Origin of the sequence: Methylosinus sp. sav-2 (assembly GCF_004366495.1) — a bacterium.
In the GTDB taxonomy this organism is placed as follows: Bacteria; Pseudomonadota; Alphaproteobacteria; order Rhizobiales; family Beijerinckiaceae; genus Methylosinus.
In genome coordinates, this window is sequence record NZ_SOEJ01000001.1 from 1,303,130 (window position 1) to 1,318,067 (window position 14,938).

At 65.6% G+C, this 14,938-nt stretch carries 15 protein-coding genes; 9 read left to right on the plus strand and 6 right to left on the minus strand.

All coding sequences use genetic code 11. The features are described 5' to 3' along the window. The first annotated feature begins 275 nt into the window (after positions 1–275). A complete protein-coding gene (locus tag EDE12_RS06120) occupies positions 276–1,265 on the plus strand; it encodes a bifunctional riboflavin kinase/FAD synthetase (protein ID WP_026599376.1) in 990 nt (329 codons plus the stop codon). A 106-nt stretch (positions 1,266–1,371) separates the two neighbouring features. Here the strand turns inward: EDE12_RS06120 and EDE12_RS06125 are convergent, their stop codons facing one another. Both EDE12_RS06125 and EDE12_RS06130 read right to left on the minus strand, forming a co-directional pair. Next, a complete protein-coding gene (locus EDE12_RS06125) occupies positions 1,372–1,659 on the minus strand; it encodes a hypothetical protein (protein WP_026599375.1) in 288 nt (95 codons plus the stop codon). After that, positions 1,656–2,885 (minus strand): multidrug effflux MFS transporter, encoded by a 1,230-nt coding sequence (locus EDE12_RS06130; RefSeq protein ID WP_026599374.1) that lies wholly within the window; start codon positions 2,883–2,885, stop codon positions 1,656–1,658. The genes EDE12_RS06125 and EDE12_RS06130 overlap by 4 nt, the downstream gene beginning before the upstream one ends. A gap of 203 nt (positions 2,886–3,088) precedes the next feature. On the opposite strand from EDE12_RS06130, the gene EDE12_RS06135 reads away from it, so the two are divergent. Genes EDE12_RS06135 through EDE12_RS06145 form a run of 3 tightly spaced genes read left to right on the plus strand, consistent with a single transcriptional unit; the run spans position 3,089 to position 4,958 of the window. Further along, on the plus strand, positions 3,089–3,433 hold the full coding sequence (locus tag EDE12_RS06135) for a DUF952 domain-containing protein (RefSeq protein ID WP_024881020.1): 345 nt from the start codon (positions 3,089–3,091) through the stop codon (positions 3,431–3,433). Next, positions 3,430–4,491: a quinone-dependent dihydroorotate dehydrogenase gene (locus tag EDE12_RS06140; RefSeq protein ID WP_024881019.1), complete on the plus strand. Its 1,062-nt coding sequence runs from the start codon at positions 3,430–3,432 to the stop codon at positions 4,489–4,491. The genes EDE12_RS06135 and EDE12_RS06140 overlap by 4 nt, the downstream gene beginning before the upstream one ends. Positions 4,492–4,529: 38 nt before the next feature. Beyond that, positions 4,530–4,958 carry a DUF1810 domain-containing protein gene (locus EDE12_RS06145; RefSeq protein ID WP_024881018.1) on the plus strand — a complete coding sequence of 143 codons (429 nt, stop codon included), beginning with the start codon at positions 4,530–4,532 and terminating at the stop codon, positions 4,956–4,958. On the opposite strand, the gene EDE12_RS06150 is transcribed toward EDE12_RS06145, so the two are convergent. Both EDE12_RS06150 and EDE12_RS06155 read right to left on the minus strand, forming a co-directional pair. After that, on the minus strand, positions 4,952–5,980 hold the full coding sequence (locus EDE12_RS06150) for an AMP-dependent synthetase (RefSeq protein WP_245267391.1): 1,029 nt from the start codon (positions 5,978–5,980) through the stop codon (positions 4,952–4,954). The two genes, EDE12_RS06145 and EDE12_RS06150, sit on opposite strands and share 7 nt — an antisense overlap. Then, positions 5,977–7,797, minus strand: a complete 1,821-nt coding sequence (locus EDE12_RS06155; protein WP_026599373.1) for an extracellular solute-binding protein — start codon at positions 7,795–7,797, stop codon at positions 5,977–5,979. The genes EDE12_RS06150 and EDE12_RS06155 overlap by 4 nt, the downstream gene beginning before the upstream one ends. A gap of 310 nt (positions 7,798–8,107) precedes the next feature. Between EDE12_RS06155 and EDE12_RS06160 the strand changes: the two genes are divergently transcribed. Then, positions 8,108–8,833: an invasion associated locus B family protein gene (locus EDE12_RS06160; RefSeq protein ID WP_024881015.1), complete on the plus strand. Its 726-nt coding sequence runs from the start codon at positions 8,108–8,110 to the stop codon at positions 8,831–8,833. Between the two features lie 242 nt (positions 8,834–9,075). Here the strand turns inward: EDE12_RS06160 and hspQ are convergent, their stop codons facing one another. Both hspQ and EDE12_RS06175 read right to left on the minus strand, forming a co-directional pair. Beyond that, positions 9,076–9,408 carry a heat shock protein HspQ gene (hspQ, locus tag EDE12_RS06170; RefSeq protein WP_024881014.1) on the minus strand — a complete coding sequence of 111 codons (333 nt, stop codon included), beginning with the start codon at positions 9,406–9,408 and terminating at the stop codon, positions 9,076–9,078. A gap of 109 nt (positions 9,409–9,517) precedes the next feature. Continuing rightward, positions 9,518–10,561 carry a CoA ester lyase gene (locus EDE12_RS06175; protein WP_026599372.1) on the minus strand — a complete coding sequence of 348 codons (1,044 nt, stop codon included), beginning with the start codon at positions 10,559–10,561 and terminating at the stop codon, positions 9,518–9,520. 491 nt (positions 10,562–11,052) lie between these two features. Here EDE12_RS06175 and rpsL point away from each other — a divergent pair, with 491 nt between their 5' ends. The 4 genes from rpsL to tuf all read left to right on the plus strand — a co-directional run. Continuing rightward, positions 11,053–11,424, plus strand: coding sequence for a 30S ribosomal protein S12 (rpsL, locus tag EDE12_RS06180; RefSeq protein ID WP_003610013.1), 372 nt, complete (start codon positions 11,053–11,055; stop codon positions 11,422–11,424). A gap of 12 nt (positions 11,425–11,436) precedes the next feature. Next, complete coding sequence (gene rpsG / locus EDE12_RS06185; RefSeq protein WP_018266642.1) at positions 11,437–11,907, plus strand: 30S ribosomal protein S7; 471 nt, start codon at positions 11,437–11,439, stop codon at positions 11,905–11,907. Positions 11,908–11,942: 35 nt separating this feature from the next. After that, positions 11,943–14,018: an elongation factor G gene (fusA, locus tag EDE12_RS06190; RefSeq protein ID WP_026599371.1), complete on the plus strand. Its 2,076-nt coding sequence runs from the start codon at positions 11,943–11,945 to the stop codon at positions 14,016–14,018. Between the two features lie 42 nt (positions 14,019–14,060). Continuing rightward, on the plus strand, positions 14,061–14,938 hold an 878-nt coding region (gene tuf / locus EDE12_RS06195), incomplete at its 3' end, for an elongation factor Tu (RefSeq protein WP_134188004.1).

The window sequence follows — 14,938 nt, forward strand, 5'->3', positions numbered from 1 at the left end:
TGCCGCGAAGAAGAGGCTCTTGCGGTTCCGAGACGATCGGGTGAAGACGCCCTCATCCTGAGGAGCCCGCGAAGCGGGCGTCTCGAAGGACGTGGGCGGCTTCATTGCGCTGTCTACTGGAGCCTCCCCCTCCCGCTTCGAGACGGCTCCTGCGGAGCCTCCTCAGCATGAGGGGGAGGGTTGCGCAGCGGTCTCGAACGCCCTGCGACCCTCTCGCTCTGGACATGACGCGTCATCCGAACCAAAGTGAGCCGGCTCCTGCACCGCACAAAGCCTTGGACGCCGCCTTGCCTTCCGCGCATCCTTTCATCGTCGCCCGCGACCCGCTCGCCCCGCCGCCGGGGCTCGAGGGGGCCGTCGTCGCCATCGGCAATTTCGACGGGCTGCACCGCGGCCATCGGGGCGTCATCGCTCATGCGCAGGCTCTGGCGCAAAAGGTCGGCAAGCCCTGCGCGCTGCTCACTTTCGAGCCGCATCCGGCCGATTGCTTCGCCGGCAAATCGATCATCTTCCGGCTGACGCCGCCGGACGCCAAGGCTGCGCTGCTCGCCCGCCTCGGCCTCGACGGCATGGTGATCCTCACCTTCGACAAGGACTTCGCCGCGCGTCCGCCGCAGGAGTTCACGCAGGAGATTCTCCGCAAGCGGCTCGGCGTCTCGGCGGCGGTGGCGGGCTATGATTTCTGCTTCGGCGCCAAGCGCGCCGGCAATCCCGAGTTTTTGCGCTCCGAGGGCGAGCGGCTGGGCTTCATCGTCGAGATCGTGCCGCGAATCACGCAGGACGAGGCCGGCAGCCTCGAGGCCGTCTCCTCCACCGCGACGCGCGAGGCGCTCGCCGCCGGCGACGTCGCGCTGGCGACGAAACTGCTCGGCCATCCCTATTTCGTCGAGGGCGTCGTGACCCGAGGCCGCCAGCTCGGCCGCACGCTGGGCTTTCCGACCGCCAATATCGCGCTCGACCCCTCTAACAAGCTGCGCCACGGCATTTACGCGGTGACGCTGGAGGCGGACGGCGTGGTGCGCGAGGGCGTCGCCAATTTCGGCCGCCGGCCCACGGTGGAGGCGGAGGGCGCGCCGCTGCTCGAGGTTTTCGTCTTCGATTTCGACGGGGATCTCTACGGCAAGACGGTGGAGGTCGCCTTCATCGGCTTCATTCGCGGCGAGGCGAAGTTCCCCTCGCTCGACGCGCTCACCGCGCAAATGCGGGACGACGCGGCGAAGGCGCGCGAGATTCTGGCCGCGAGACATACAGCCCCCTCATCCTGAGGCGCTTTTTGCGCAGCAAAAAGCCTCGAAGGATGATCCAGAAGGCGGGGCGTCCGACCCTTCGAGACGCCGGCTTCGCCGGCTCCTCAGGGTGAGGGGCTGGTCCTTATCGCCCTAGCAGAGCGGCGAGAATCGCTTCGAATTCTTGCCCGAGCGGGCCGGTCGCGGACGGCTTGCCAGCGCGCGCATACCAATAGGCGGCGTTGCCGAGATCGCCTTCCGCCCGATGCAGAAACGCATGCACCCACATGGCGTCCGTCTCGCTCGACGTATCGACGCATTTATGCGCGCCGTCCCAATCGCCTTTGGCGTTTTTCCACAGCGCGAGCAGCGGCGGCGAGAGGGCAGGGGGCGTCGTAGCGGCGAGGGAGGCGTGGAATTGGGCGGGAGTCATGGGGCCGACGCGGGCTCGGGGCGCCGCTCCTGCGCAAGAGTGGAAGCCGGCTTCGGAAAGGCGGCGAACGCCACGATACATGCGGCGATTCCGCAAGCGGCGATAGCGGCGATCATCGGCAGAGCTGCGCCATTGGCCGTTGCGCCGACGATGAAGGACGCGAATGTTCCGGCGCCGAATTGAAGCGCTCCGAGCAGCGCCGAGGCCGTGCCGGAAATCGCGCCATAGGATTCGAGCGCCATGACGCTGCAAATGGGCATGACGACAGCCCTGGCGGCGATGATGACAAAGAGCGACACGGCGAGCATGGCGAGACTCGCGCCGCCGGCCATATCGACCGCCGCCAGCAGGACAGCCGTCGCCGCATAGATCACGACAGAGGCGCGCACGATCGTTTGCGGCTGGAAACGGCCCATCAGCCACGGCGCGGTCTGCGCGGCCGCCATCAGGCCGATGGAGTTGACGGCGAAGACAGCGCTATAGGCGGCGGGTGTCAGGCCATGCAGCGAAATGAAGACGAAGGACGAGCCGGCGAGATAGGCGAAAAATCCAGCCTGCGAGAATGCCGTCACCGCCACATAGGGGAGAAAGCGGCGGCTGGCGAGAAGATGCGCGTAGTTTCGGGCGGCGTCGAGCGGGCGGCTGGCGGCGCGAAGCTCTTCCATGCGCGTCTCCGGCAATGCGATCCACACGAGGACGAGATCGGCGACGCCGAACAGCGCCAGCGCGCCGAACAGAGCCTGCCATGGCGCGACGGCGATGATCGCCGAGCCCAATAGAGGCGCGAGAATCGGCGCGACGCCGAAGACGAGCATCATCATCGCGATGAGCTTGGCGGCCATCTGCCCCGTGTACAGGTCGCGCACGATGGCGAGGCCCATCACCATGCCGGCCGAGCCGCCGAGCCCATGGATGAAGCGCCAGGCGGCGAGCTGCTCGGCCGTTGCGGCGGTGATGCTGCCGATGGAGCCGATGATGAACAGCAGGAGCCCGGCATAGATGACCGGCTTGCGGCCGATGGAGTCGGAGATCGGGCCGTAGAAGAGCTGGCCGATCATGAGGCCGGCGAAGAAGGACATGAGGCTGAATTGCACCTGTCCTTCGCCGACATTCAGACTCGCCGCGATCTGCGGCATGGCCGGCAGATACATATCGATCGACAGCGGCCCAAGAGCGCCGAGCGCTCCGAGAATGGGCGCGATGCGCCTGGAAGATGTGTCTTGCATGAGTGGAGTTTCACCTGTTCGTTCGGCGCTCGTTTTGCGTTCGCGCCGGGTTCGAAGGCTCGAGGATTGGATCGAGCCGAAGTTTGAAGATGAAGGATCGTTCATATTTTGATCGATCTAAGATATATCTTTGTGTCGGCGGCGGTCAAGCCCTTCATTCGACCCCCTACCGCGGCGCCCCGAACGCCTGCTATCTCTCCGACATGACACTCATCTACAAGCTCCTCCCCGCTTCCCTCTGGCGTGAGGCCGAGGCGGCGGGCGTTTTCGCCGGCGCCGGGATCGATCTTGCCGACGGCTACATTCATTTCTCGACCAGCGCGCAGGTCGAGGAGACGGCGGCGCGTTACTTCAACGGCGTCGCCGATCTTCTGCTCGTCGCCGTGGAGGCCGAGCCTCTCGGCGACGCGCTGAAATTGGAGCCCTCGCGCGGCGGCGATCTCTTCCCGCACCTCTATGGAACTTTGCCCGTCGAGCGCGTCGCCAGAGTGGCGGCCCTGCCGATGCGCGAGGATGGCGGCCATGATTTCGCGGGGCTCCTCGAATGATCGAGGTTTTCTTCGGCGATCTCGCCACCGCGCTGTTCCGCCGCCTGCCGCCGGAGACGGCGCATCAGGCGACGATCGCGGCCTTGCAGCTGATGCCGGCGCCGAAGCCCCCGCGCGACGATCCGCGCCTCGCTGCGCGCGCCTTCGGCCTCGATTTTCCCAATCCGATCGGCCTCGCCGCCGGCTTCGACAAAAATGCCGAGGTTCCCGACGCCATGCTGGCCATGGGCTTCGGCTCTGCGGAGGTCGGCACGCTGACGCCGAAGCCGCAGGCCGGCAACGCCCGCCCGCGCGTGTTTCGGCTGGCCGAGGATCGCGGAATCGTCAATCGCTACGGCTTCAACAATGTCGGCCATACGCTCGCCTATGAGCGGCTGCTCGCCCGACGTTCGCGTGGCGGAATCGTCGGCGTCAACATCGGCGCCAATAAGGACGCCGCCGACCGCATCGCCGATTATGAGCGCGGCATTGCGGCCTTCTCCGAGCTGGCGAGCTATTTCACCATCAATGTCTCCTCGCCCAACACGCCAGGCCTGCGCGATCTGCAGGAGAAGACGGCGCTCTCCGAGCTGTTGGCGCGGGTGCTCTCGGCGCGCGAGCGGGCCAGGCGCCGGCGCCCCGTATTGTTGAAGATCGCGCCGGATCTTTCGCTCGAGCAGCTCGACGATGTGGTGAGCGTCGCGCGCGCGCGAGAGATCGACGGAATGATCGTCTCCAACACCACTCTGGCGCGGCCGGAGAGTTTGGCCTCGCCTTTCGCGAGAGAGGCGGGCGGGCTCTCGGGCGCGCCGCTCTTCGATCTCTCGACGAAAATGCTCGCCGAGACCTTTTTGCGCGTCGAGGGGCAGTTTCCGCTCATCGGCGTCGGGGGCGTCGATTCGGCGGCGGCGGCGCTCGCCAAAATCGAGGCGGGGGCGAGCCTGGTGCAGCTCTATAGCGCGCTGGTCTATGAGGGGCCGGGGCTGGTCGGGCGCATCAAGAGCGGGATTTTGGAGACGCTGGAGCGCGAGGGCGTAGCGCTGGCGGCGCTCGTCGGGCGGCGGGCGCGCGCGAAATAGCGGGAGAGCGGGCCTTCCCGCGCCGACGGAGGCGAAGCATGTCGGACGACGATCCCTTCGATCTACGCCGTTTCATCGAGGCGCAGGCTCCCGTCATCGAGGCGGCGATGGCGGAGCTCGCCGCCGGGCGCAAGCGAACGCATTGGATGTGGTTCGTCTTTCCGCAGATCGAGGGGCTGGGCTCCAGCCCTATGGCGATGCGCTATGCGATCCGCTCGGCGGCGGAGGCGCGCGCGTTTCTCGCGCATGAGATTTTGGGCGAGAGGCTGCGCGCCTGCACGCGTCTGGTTCTCGCCGCAAAGCGTCCGCTCGCCGGGGTTTTCGGCGCGCCGGACGATCTCAAATTCAAATCCTCCATGACGCTCTTCGCCGAAGCGGCGCCGCAGGAAACGCTGTTCGCGGAAGCGATCGCGCGCTGCTGCGGCGGCGCGCGGGACGCGGCGACCTCGAGCCGCCTCGCTCAGTAAGCGGCGCGGCCTGCCACGGGGCGCGCGGGCGCACGGAGGGCGCCGTCCGCGCCGATCTCGATGATCGGGCAGGAATAGGGATGCGAGGGCTCGAAGGCGGGCTCGTCCTCGCCGGCGCGATGGACGGCGACGCAGGCGAGCAGCGCGCCGCTCGTCAGCAGGCCGGCCGCATCGAGATCAGCCATCGCCGCGCGCGGCGCGACGAGGCGCAGCGGGCCGAGCGCGTCGAGCGTCGCGAGGAAATCGGCGCCGTCGAAAGGCGCGAGGAAATGCAGCGCTGCGCCGGAGAGCAGCGCGGCGAGCGGCCCGGCGACGAGGCCGCCGATCGAGCCCGGGGAGACCAGCGACAGCAGAGGCGCCGAGCCATTGACATGCGCCTTGGCGATGAGGCCGAGGCCGCTGGAGACGAGTCCCGCCTGCTCGTGGAAATGTGGCGCGCCATATTGGTCCAGCGCGGCGATCAGCACTTTTTTGCCCGGCGCGGCGCGCGTCGAGGCGGACGAATCATTCTCGCTGCGCGAGCGCGGACCGAAATCGACTGCGCCGTCTATGGTTCCGTCGAGCGAGCCGATGAGCCTTATCGAAGGCGCTTGCGAGGCGACGCCGAAGACCAGCTCCTCGAGGCTCTCGCCGCCGATCGAGGCCGGCGCGATGAGCGCCGCTGCCGCGACGGCGCGCGCGCCCGCCGCCAGCGCGCCGACCGAGAGGCCGAGCGGCGCCGCCACGGGCTCGAGGCCGGCGGAGATGATTCCGATGAGCGCGATCAGAGTCGCGCTGGTCGGCGCGGCGAAGAGCATGATGCGCTCGCCGGGCTGAAAATCGAAGCTGCGCAGATCGGCGCGAAAGGCGGCGACGCGGCGGTCGAGCTCGGCGTGGTCGATCGCCGCGCCGGTCGAGGCGTCGGCGGCGGCGAGGCGCATGGGGCGCAGCCGCGCCGCGCCGGCGATCAGCGCGTCGAGGCCGAACATGGTCAGCGGATGCGCGCGGGAGAGCGCGCGGCCGGAACTATCGGCGAGCGTCACGGCTCCGTCCTCCACCAAGTTTCGAGCGTGGCGCCAAACAAGGGAGAGTAGCGGGGCAATTTCGACGGCCTCGCGATTTTCGTCGAGTGAGCGATCCATTGCGTCGAGGAGTGATAGAGCGGCACGATGTAAAAACCGGAGAGTAGCGCGCGGTCGTAGGCGCGCACGGCGGCGACGAAATCCTCGCGCCCGCGCGCAGACAGCAGCGCTGCGATGAGCGCGTCTATCGCCGGAGAGGAGGCTCCCGCGAGATTATAGGAGCCTTCTTGCGTGGCGCTTGCGGAGCCCCAGCGCATGCGCTGCTCATTGCCGGGCGAGGCGGAGGCGGTCCAGGTTCCGAACATCACGTCGAATTCGAACTTTTGCCGGCGACGCTGATATTGCACCTCGTCGACGAGGCGCACGCTCGCCGTCACGCCGATGCGCTGCAGCGAGGAGACGAAGAACAGAGCCAGACGCTCCTGATCGCGATTGGCGACCATGATCTCGAAGGAGAGGGGATCGCCGTTCTTCACCAGCCGATTGTCGACGAGCTTGTAGCCGGCCTCGCCGAGCAGCTCCAGCGCGCGGCGGGCGGGCTCGCGGTCGCGGCCGGTGCCGTCATGGACGGGCGGGCGCCAGCGCCCTTCCAGAATGTCCTCGCGCACGGCGCCGGGGAAGGGGGCGAGCAGCGCGCGCTCCGCCTCGCTCGCCGGGCGGCCGGTGGAGGCGAGCTCCGATTCGTCGAAGAAGCTCTTGGTGCGCGTGTAGAGGCCGGAATAGAGATTGGCGTTGATCCATTCGAAATCGAACATCAGGCCCAGCGCCTCGCGCAGCCGCGCGTCCTGGAACATCGGCCGCCGCGTGTTGAAGACGAAGCCTTCCATGCCTTTGGGGCCGGGGCTCGGCAGAGTCTCCACGGCGACGCGCCCGTCGCGCACGGCGGGGAAATCATAGCCGCTGGCCCAGCGCGTGGTGTTCGCCTCCTCGCGATAATCGACGACGCCGGCCTTGAAAGCCTCGAACAGAGAATTGGCGTCGCGGAAATAATTCACGTCGATCTGATCGAAATTATAGAGCCCGCGCTGCATGGGCAGGTCCTTGCCCCAATAGGCGGGATCGCGCTTCAGCACGAGCCGCGCGCCGGGCTCCACCTCCTCGACCACATAGGGGCCGGAGCCGATCGGCGGCTTCAGCGTGGCGTCGGTGAAATGCTCGACATCGGTCGCGTGCTTCGGCAGCACCGGCAAAAAGCCGAGGATCAGCGGCAGCTCGCGATCATTGGCGCCGGTGAGATCGAAGCTGATCGTCTGCGCGTCCGGCGTCTCGACGCGCTTCACCAGCCCATAGGCGCTGCGCTGCTGCGGGCGGCCCTTGGCCTTCAGCAGATCGAAGGAGAAGCGCACATCCGCCGAGGTCAGCGGCGCGCCATCGGAGAAGCGGGCGCGCGGGTCGAGACGAAAGGTCACATGCTCGCGCGAATCATCGACCTCGATCGAGCGCGCCAGCACGCCATAGACGGTGAAGGGCTCGTCCAGCGAGCGCGCCATCAGCCGCTGAATGACATTGCCCTCGAGCCCTTGCGCGGTGGAGCCGGCCTTGAGGTTGAAGGGATTGAGGCTGTCGAAGGCGCCCTGCAGGCCGATTCGCAGCCGTCCGCCCGGCTTGGCCTGCGGATCGGCATAGGGGAGATGATCGAAATCGGCCGGCAGAGCCGGCTCGCCATGCATGGCGAGGCCGTGGCTCTCGGCGGCGATGACGCTCGCGCCTTGCGCCCCTGCGAAGAACAAGGGGAAAAGCGTGGCGAGAATTGCGGCGCGAATCGCTCGAATCGTCATGGGTGGACCATATTCCAGGGCGGGTGGACCGGGACAAGACGTCTCCGACGGACTCGGGGTATTCACATATGTTCTTGGAAATACGAGGGCTGCATAGGCTTGGGCGTCTCGTCTCCCGGCGCGGGGCGGTCTCGCTCGAGGCTCGCGCAGGCCGCTGGAATTCGGCGCGTCGATTTTGTATGAGGCTAGCCGTCTACCTTTCGCCCCGTCCCAGGGCGAAGACCGAGGACGGGGAGGTAAGAGGCTCTTTCCTCGCGCGAATGACGCCCCGTGCGCCCACTCGATCGTGCACTACTCGAAAGGACGACTTATGCCAATTCAATTTCCGCGGATCGTCGCTGCGGTTCTGACGGGGGCTCTCCTCGTTTCGGCGGGCGTGGCGCAGGCTCAGCAGAAGCCGGCCCCAAGGCCCGCGGCTCCAGCCCCTGCCCCCACCGCTCCGGCGCAGCCGGGCGCGCCCGCGCAGCAGCAGGCTCCGCAAGGGCCGATCAAGGCCGATCTCGTCCCCGTGCAGCCGGAGTGGACCAAGGTCTGCGGCGCGGATCAGCAGTCGAAGAAGGAAATCTGCTACACGACGCGCGATTTCGGCGCTCAGGCCGATCAGCCTCTGCTGGCGCTCGCCGTCTATGACCCCAAGGGCGACGACAGCAAGATCATCCGTCTGCTGCTGCCGCCGGGCTTGCTGCTGAAGCCGGGCTTCCGCTTCGCCGTCGGCGCCGGCGCGCTGGACGCCGGCGAGTTCGAGATCTGCTTCCCCAATGGCTGCTTCGCGCAGGCCAAGGTCAAGACGGCGCTCATCGACCAGATGAAGAAAGCCGACAAGATGACCATAGTGGTCAAGAATCAGGTCAACAATGAAGTGACCTTCCTTCTGCCGCTGACGGGTTTCGGCAAGTCCTATGACGGCCCGCCCGTCGACCCCAAGGTGCTCGAGGAGCAGCAGAAGAAGCTGCAGGAAGAGCTGCAGAAGAAGGCCGACGAAGAGCGCAAGAAGCTCGAGAGCCAGCAGAAGCCGGCCGCGCCCGCCGGGAAGTGACATTCGCAGGCGCCGGCGTTTCGATCTCCCGATGGGGGCGAGCGCCGGGGCTCGTCCCCTCGGCCGTCATTGCGAGGAGCGCAGCGACGAAGCAATCCAGGGGCCGCCCAGCGGCTCTGGATTGCTTCGCTTCGCTCGCAATGACGGAAGTGGGTTCGAAATCGCGATGACGCCGTCACGCCCGGCAGGCCGCAGGCCCGACCGGGAATCCAGAGCAACGACGCCTCTCTAGCGGCCGTCTCTCAGTGCCGCTTGGCCGACTTCACGCGATAATAGCCGTCGGAGGAGCGCTCGAAGGTCTCCTCGACCTGCGGATGGCGCACCGGATCGCCGGAATTGTCGGGCAGGAGATTCTGCTCCGAGACATAGGCGACGTATTCCGTCTCCGAATTCTCGGCGAATAAATGGTAGAAGGGCTGATCCTTGCGCGGCCGGACTTCCTCCGGAATGGACAGCCACCATTCTTCCGTATTGGCGAATTCGGGATCGACGTCGTAGATCACGCCGCGAAACGGATAGCGACGGTGCTTTACGACCTGCCCGATCGTGAATTTGGCGCTACATTCTCTCGTCATATCGATCGACGCCATCTGTTACGCTTCATACCGATAGAAACGGTAGCGCAGCGCCGCCATTGGCGTCAACGCTGTAAAGCGCGGGCGGCCGGCCGCCCGCGCGCAGGGCTCAGAAACCGTAGATCGCCGCATAATCAGGATCATTGGCGGCGACCTGACGGGCGAGATCGACAACGACCTTGCACTGCTTCCAGGTGGCGTCGTCCTGCATGCGGCCGTCGATCATCACCGCGCCGGTTCCGTCCGGCATCGCCTCCAGCACGCGGCGAGCGAAGGCCACTTCCGCCGGATCGGGCGAGAAGACGCGCTTGGCGATGGCGATCTGCGTCGGATGCAGCGACCAGGCGCCCGCGCAGCCGAGCAGGAAGGCGTTGCGGAACTGCGATTCACAGGCCGGCGAATCGGAGAAATCGCCGAACGGGCCATAAAACGCCTTGATGCCCGCCGAGGCGCAGGCGTCGACCATCTTGGCGATGGTGTAGTGCCACAAATCCTGCTGATAGGACGGGCGCAGGCCCTGGCCCGGATCGGCGTCCGCGAGCACGCGATAATCGGGATGGCCGCCGCCGACGCGCGTCGTCTTCATCGCGCGCGAGGCGGCGAGATCGGCCGGGCCGAGGCTGATGCCATGCATGCGCGGGCTCGCTGCGGCGATGGCGTCCACATTCTTCACGCCCTCGGCCGTCTCGAGGATGGCGTGAATGAGAATGGGCTTGGTCACGCCATTGCGGGCTTCGAGCTGCGCGAGCAGCTGATCGAGATAGTGAATGTCCCACGGCCCTTCGACCTTGGGCAACATCACCACATCGAGCTTATTGCCGACGGCGGCGACGATCTCGATCAGATCGTCGAGAATCCAAGGCGAGTTCAGTGAATTGATGCGCGTCCACAGGCCGGTGGAGCCGAACTCCGTCGACTTCGCCATCTCGATGAAGCCTTTGCGGGCGGCTTCCTTGGCGTCGGCGGGAATGGCGTCCTCGAGATTGCCGAGCACAACGTCCACTTGGCGGACGAGCTCGGGCACCTTGGCGCGCAGCTTCTCCAAATGGGGCGGGACGAAATGGATCATCCGCTCGACCTTCACCGGAAGCTCGCGCAAGGGCGCCGGCGCGCCAATGGCGAGCGGGCGATAGAATTGGTTGGGGAGTTTCATCGTGCGGCTCTTTCTCGTAAGGGAGTGGCCGCAGCGATAGCCGGTCTTTTCCGCGGAGGGAATAGGGCGCGCCTGCGCTCGCGTTCTCTCTAAGGCGCGGCTTTCGCCTCGATTTCCGCGAACCACTAATTTTCTTCTACATGACACAATCTGCGCTTGACGCGGCGGTAACGCGCCATTAGGTTCCGCCCACTTTCGACAGGCAGTAAGTTCACGTCGTTGCAAGCGCCGCGCTCGCAACCCTTCGAACTTAAACGCTGTCGGCCTCACCTGAGACTGCCAAGCAGTTGGTAATCATGGGGCGCGCGAGCGTCCTCCAGGAAGGCACGACCCCGGAAACGGGGTCCTCTGCATGAGGAGCGCCTTGGGCCGGAGGGCCGAGGGCGCTCAGCTCGCTTGCGTTCTAGCGAATGCGAGCGGGGTATCTATTATTCGCCAATTCGCCGGGCGCGCGAGGACGAGCGCTCAGGATCTGGAGCGAAGGAACTGGAATGCCGACGATCAGCCAGTTGATCCGCAAGCCGCGGCAACCGAAGACCTACCGCGAGAAGTCCCGCCATCTCGGGGCCTGCCCCCAGAAGCGCGGCGTCTGCACGCGCGTCTATACGACGACGCCGAAGAAGCCGAACTCGGCTCTCCGTAAGGTCGCCAAGGTGCGCCTGACCAATGGCTTCGAGGTCATCGGCTACATCCCCGGCGAGGGCCATAACCTCCAGGAGCACTCGGTGGTCATGATCCGCGGCGGCCGCGTGAAGGACCTTCCGGGCGTCCGCTATCACATTCTGCGCGGCGTGCTCGACACGCAGGGCGTCAAGGATCGTAAGCAACGCCGTTCGAAATACGGCGCGAAGCGTCCGAAGTAAGGAGCGAGAGACATGTCGCGTCGCCATCGCGCCGAGAAGCGGGAAATCATCGAGGACGCCAAGTTCGGCGATTCCGTCGTCACCAAGTTCATGAACTCGATCATGTACGACGGCAAGAAGTCGGTCGCCGAGGCGATCGTCTACGGAGCCTTCGACATCATCGAGGCCAAGGCCAAGAGCGATCCTCTGCAGGTGTTCAAATCGGCGCTCGAGAATGTCGCGCCGGCCATCGAGGTTCGCTCGCGGCGCGTCGGCGGCGCCACCTATCAGGTGCCGGTCGAGGTTCGCAACGAGCGCCGTCAGGCGCTGGCGATCCGCTGGATCATCACGGCGGCGCGCGCCCGCAACGACAAGACGATGGTCGATCGTCTTTCGGCGGAGCTGCTCGACGCCTCCAACAACCGCGGCAATGCGGTGAAGAAGCGCGAGGACACGCACCGCATGGCGGAAGCGAACCGCGCCTTCTCGCACTATCGCTGGTAACCCTTTTCGTCGCCCTCTGATCGAGGACATCTCAAATGCCCCGTAGCCATCCCATCGAAGACTATCGCAACTTCGGCATCATGGCCCACATCGACGCGGGCAAGACGACGACGACGGAGCGTATTCTCTATTACTCCGGCAAGAGCCATAAGATCGGCGAGGTGCATGAGGGCGCCGCGACGATGGATTGGATGGAGCAGGAGCAAGAGCGCGGCATCACGATCACCTCCGCCGCGACGACGACCTTCTGGAACGGCAAGCGCCTGAACATCATCGACACGCCCGGCCACGTCGACTTCACCATCGAGGTGGAGCGTTCGCTGCGCGTGCTCGACGGCGCCGTCTGCGTTCTCGACGGCAATCAGGGCGTCGAGCCGCAGACCGAGACCGTGTGGCGTCAGGCCGACAAATATGCGGTTCCGCGCGTCGTCTTCGTCAATAAGATGGACAAGATCGGCGCCGATTTCTATCGCTGCGTCGACGATATTGTCACCAAGGTCGGCGGCAAGCCGGTCTGCCTGCAGCTGCCGATCGGCTCTGAGAATCTGTTCAAGGGCATTGTCGATCTGGTCCGCATGAAGGCGGTGGTCTGGGACGACGAGGGTCTCGGCGCGAAATATCACGACGAAGAGATCCCGGCCGATCTCGTCGAAAAGGCGAAAGAGTATCGCACCACGCTGATCGAGGCGGCGGTCGAGCTCGACGACGACGCCATGGCCGCCTATCTCGACGGCCAGGAGCCGAGCGAAGAGACGCTGAAGCGCCTCGTCCGCAAGGCTGTGCGTTATACCGCCTTCCATCCGGTGTTCTGCGGCTCGGCCTTCAAGAACAAGGGCGTGCAGCCTTTGCTCGACGCCGTTGTCGACTATCTGCCGTCGCCCGTCGATCGCGAGGCGATCAAGGGCGTCGATATGAACACGGGCGACGAGCTGGTGCGCAATCCGTCCGATAGCGAGCCTTTCTCCATGCTCGCCTTCAAGATCATGGACGACCCCTTCGTCGGCACCATCACCTTCTGCCGCGTCTATTCCGGCAAGATCGACTCGGGCACGACTGTGCTCAACTCGACCAAAGACAAGAAAGAGCGCGTCGGCCGCATGCTGCTGATGCACGCCAATAACCGCGAGGACATCAAGGAAGCCTATGCGGGCGACATCGTCGCTCTCGCTGGCCTCAAGGAGACCCGCACCGGCGACACGCTCTGCGACATGCTGAAGCCGGCGATTCTGGAGCGCATGGAGTTCCCGGAGCCGGTCATCGAGATCGCTATCGAGCCGAAGTCGAAGGCCGATCAGGAGAAGCTCGGCATCGCGCTCCAGAAGCTCGCCGCCGAGGACCCGTCCTTCCGCGTCTCGACCGATCAGGAGAGCGGCCAGACCATTCTGAAGGGAATGGGCGAGCTGCATCTCGACATCAAGGTCGATATTCTGAAGCGCACCTACAAGGTCGACGCCAATATCGGCGCGCCGCAGGTCGCTTATCGCGAGCGGCTGACGAAGCGCGTCGAGATCGACTACACGCATAAGAAGCAGACCGGCGGCACGGGCCAGTTCGCCCGCGTCATCATTATTTTCGAGCCGAACGAAGCCGGCGCCGGCAATGTCTTCGAGTCGAAGATCGTCGGCGGCTCGGTGCCGAAGGAATATATCCCCGGCGTCGAGAAGGGCATCAACAGCGTGATGGGATCCGGCATTCTCGCGGGCTTCCCGGTCGTCGATGTCAAGGCGACGCTGATCGACGGCGGCTTCCACGACGTCGACTCGTCGGTGCTCGCCTTCGAAATCGCTTCGCGCGCCGCCTTCCGCGACGCGCTGCAGAAGGGCGGCTCGGTGCTGCTCGAGCCGATCATGAAGGTCGAGGTGGTGACGCCCGAGGAATATACGGGCTCGGTCATCGGCGACATCAACTCGCGGCGCGGGCAGATCCAGGGTCAGGACATGCGCGGCAATGCGGTCGTCGTCGATGCGATGGTGCCGCTCGCCAATATGTTCGGCTATGTCAATCAGCTGCGTTCCTTCACCCAGGGACGCGCGAACTACACGATGCAATTCGACCACTACGACCAGGTCCCCGAGGCGGAGTCGAAGAAGGTTCAGGCGAAATACGCCTGATCGTCTCAACGTCGCGGAATCAGTCTCTAAAGGAGTGTGGCCATGGCCAAGGAAAAATTCTCACGCACGAAGCCGCATTGCAACATCGGCACGATCGGTCACGTGGACCATGGCAAGACGTCGCTGACGGCGGCGATCACCAAGGTTCTGGCCGAGACGGGCGGCGCGACCTTCACGGCCTATGACCAGATCGACAAGGCCCCGGAAGAGCGCGCCCGCGGCATCACCATCTCGACGGCGCACGTCGAGTATGAGACCGCCAATCGCCATTACGCTCACGTCGACTGCCCCGGCCACGCCGATTATGTGAAGAACATGATCACCGGCGCCGCGCAGATGGACGGCGCCATCCTCGTCGTCTCCGCCGCCGACGGCCCGATGCCGCAGACCCGCGAGCACATCCTGCTCGCCCGCCAGGTCGGCGTGCCGGCGCTCGTCGTGTTCCTGAACAAGGTCGACATGGTCGACGATCCGGAACTGCTCGAGCTCGTCGAGCTCGAGGTTCGCGAGCTGCTGTCGAAATACGAGTTCCCCGGCGACGATATTCCGATCACCAAGGGCTCGGCCCTGGCGGCGCTCGAGAACAAGACGCCCGAGATCGGCCATGACGCGATCCTGAAGCTGATGCAGACGGTCGACGAATATATCCCGCAGCCGGAGCGTCCGAAGGATCAGCCCTTCCTGATGCCGGTCGAGGACGTGTTCTCGATCTCGGGCCGCGGCACGGTGGTGACGGGCCGCGTCGAGCGCGGCATTGTCAAGGTCGGCGAGGAAGTCGAGGTCGTCGGCATCCGCCCGACGATCAAGACGACGGTGACGGGCGTCGAAATGTTCCGCAAGCTGCTCGATCAGGGCGAGGCGGGCGACAATATCGGCGCGCTGCTGCGCGGCACCAAGCGCGAGGACGTGGAGCGCGGCCA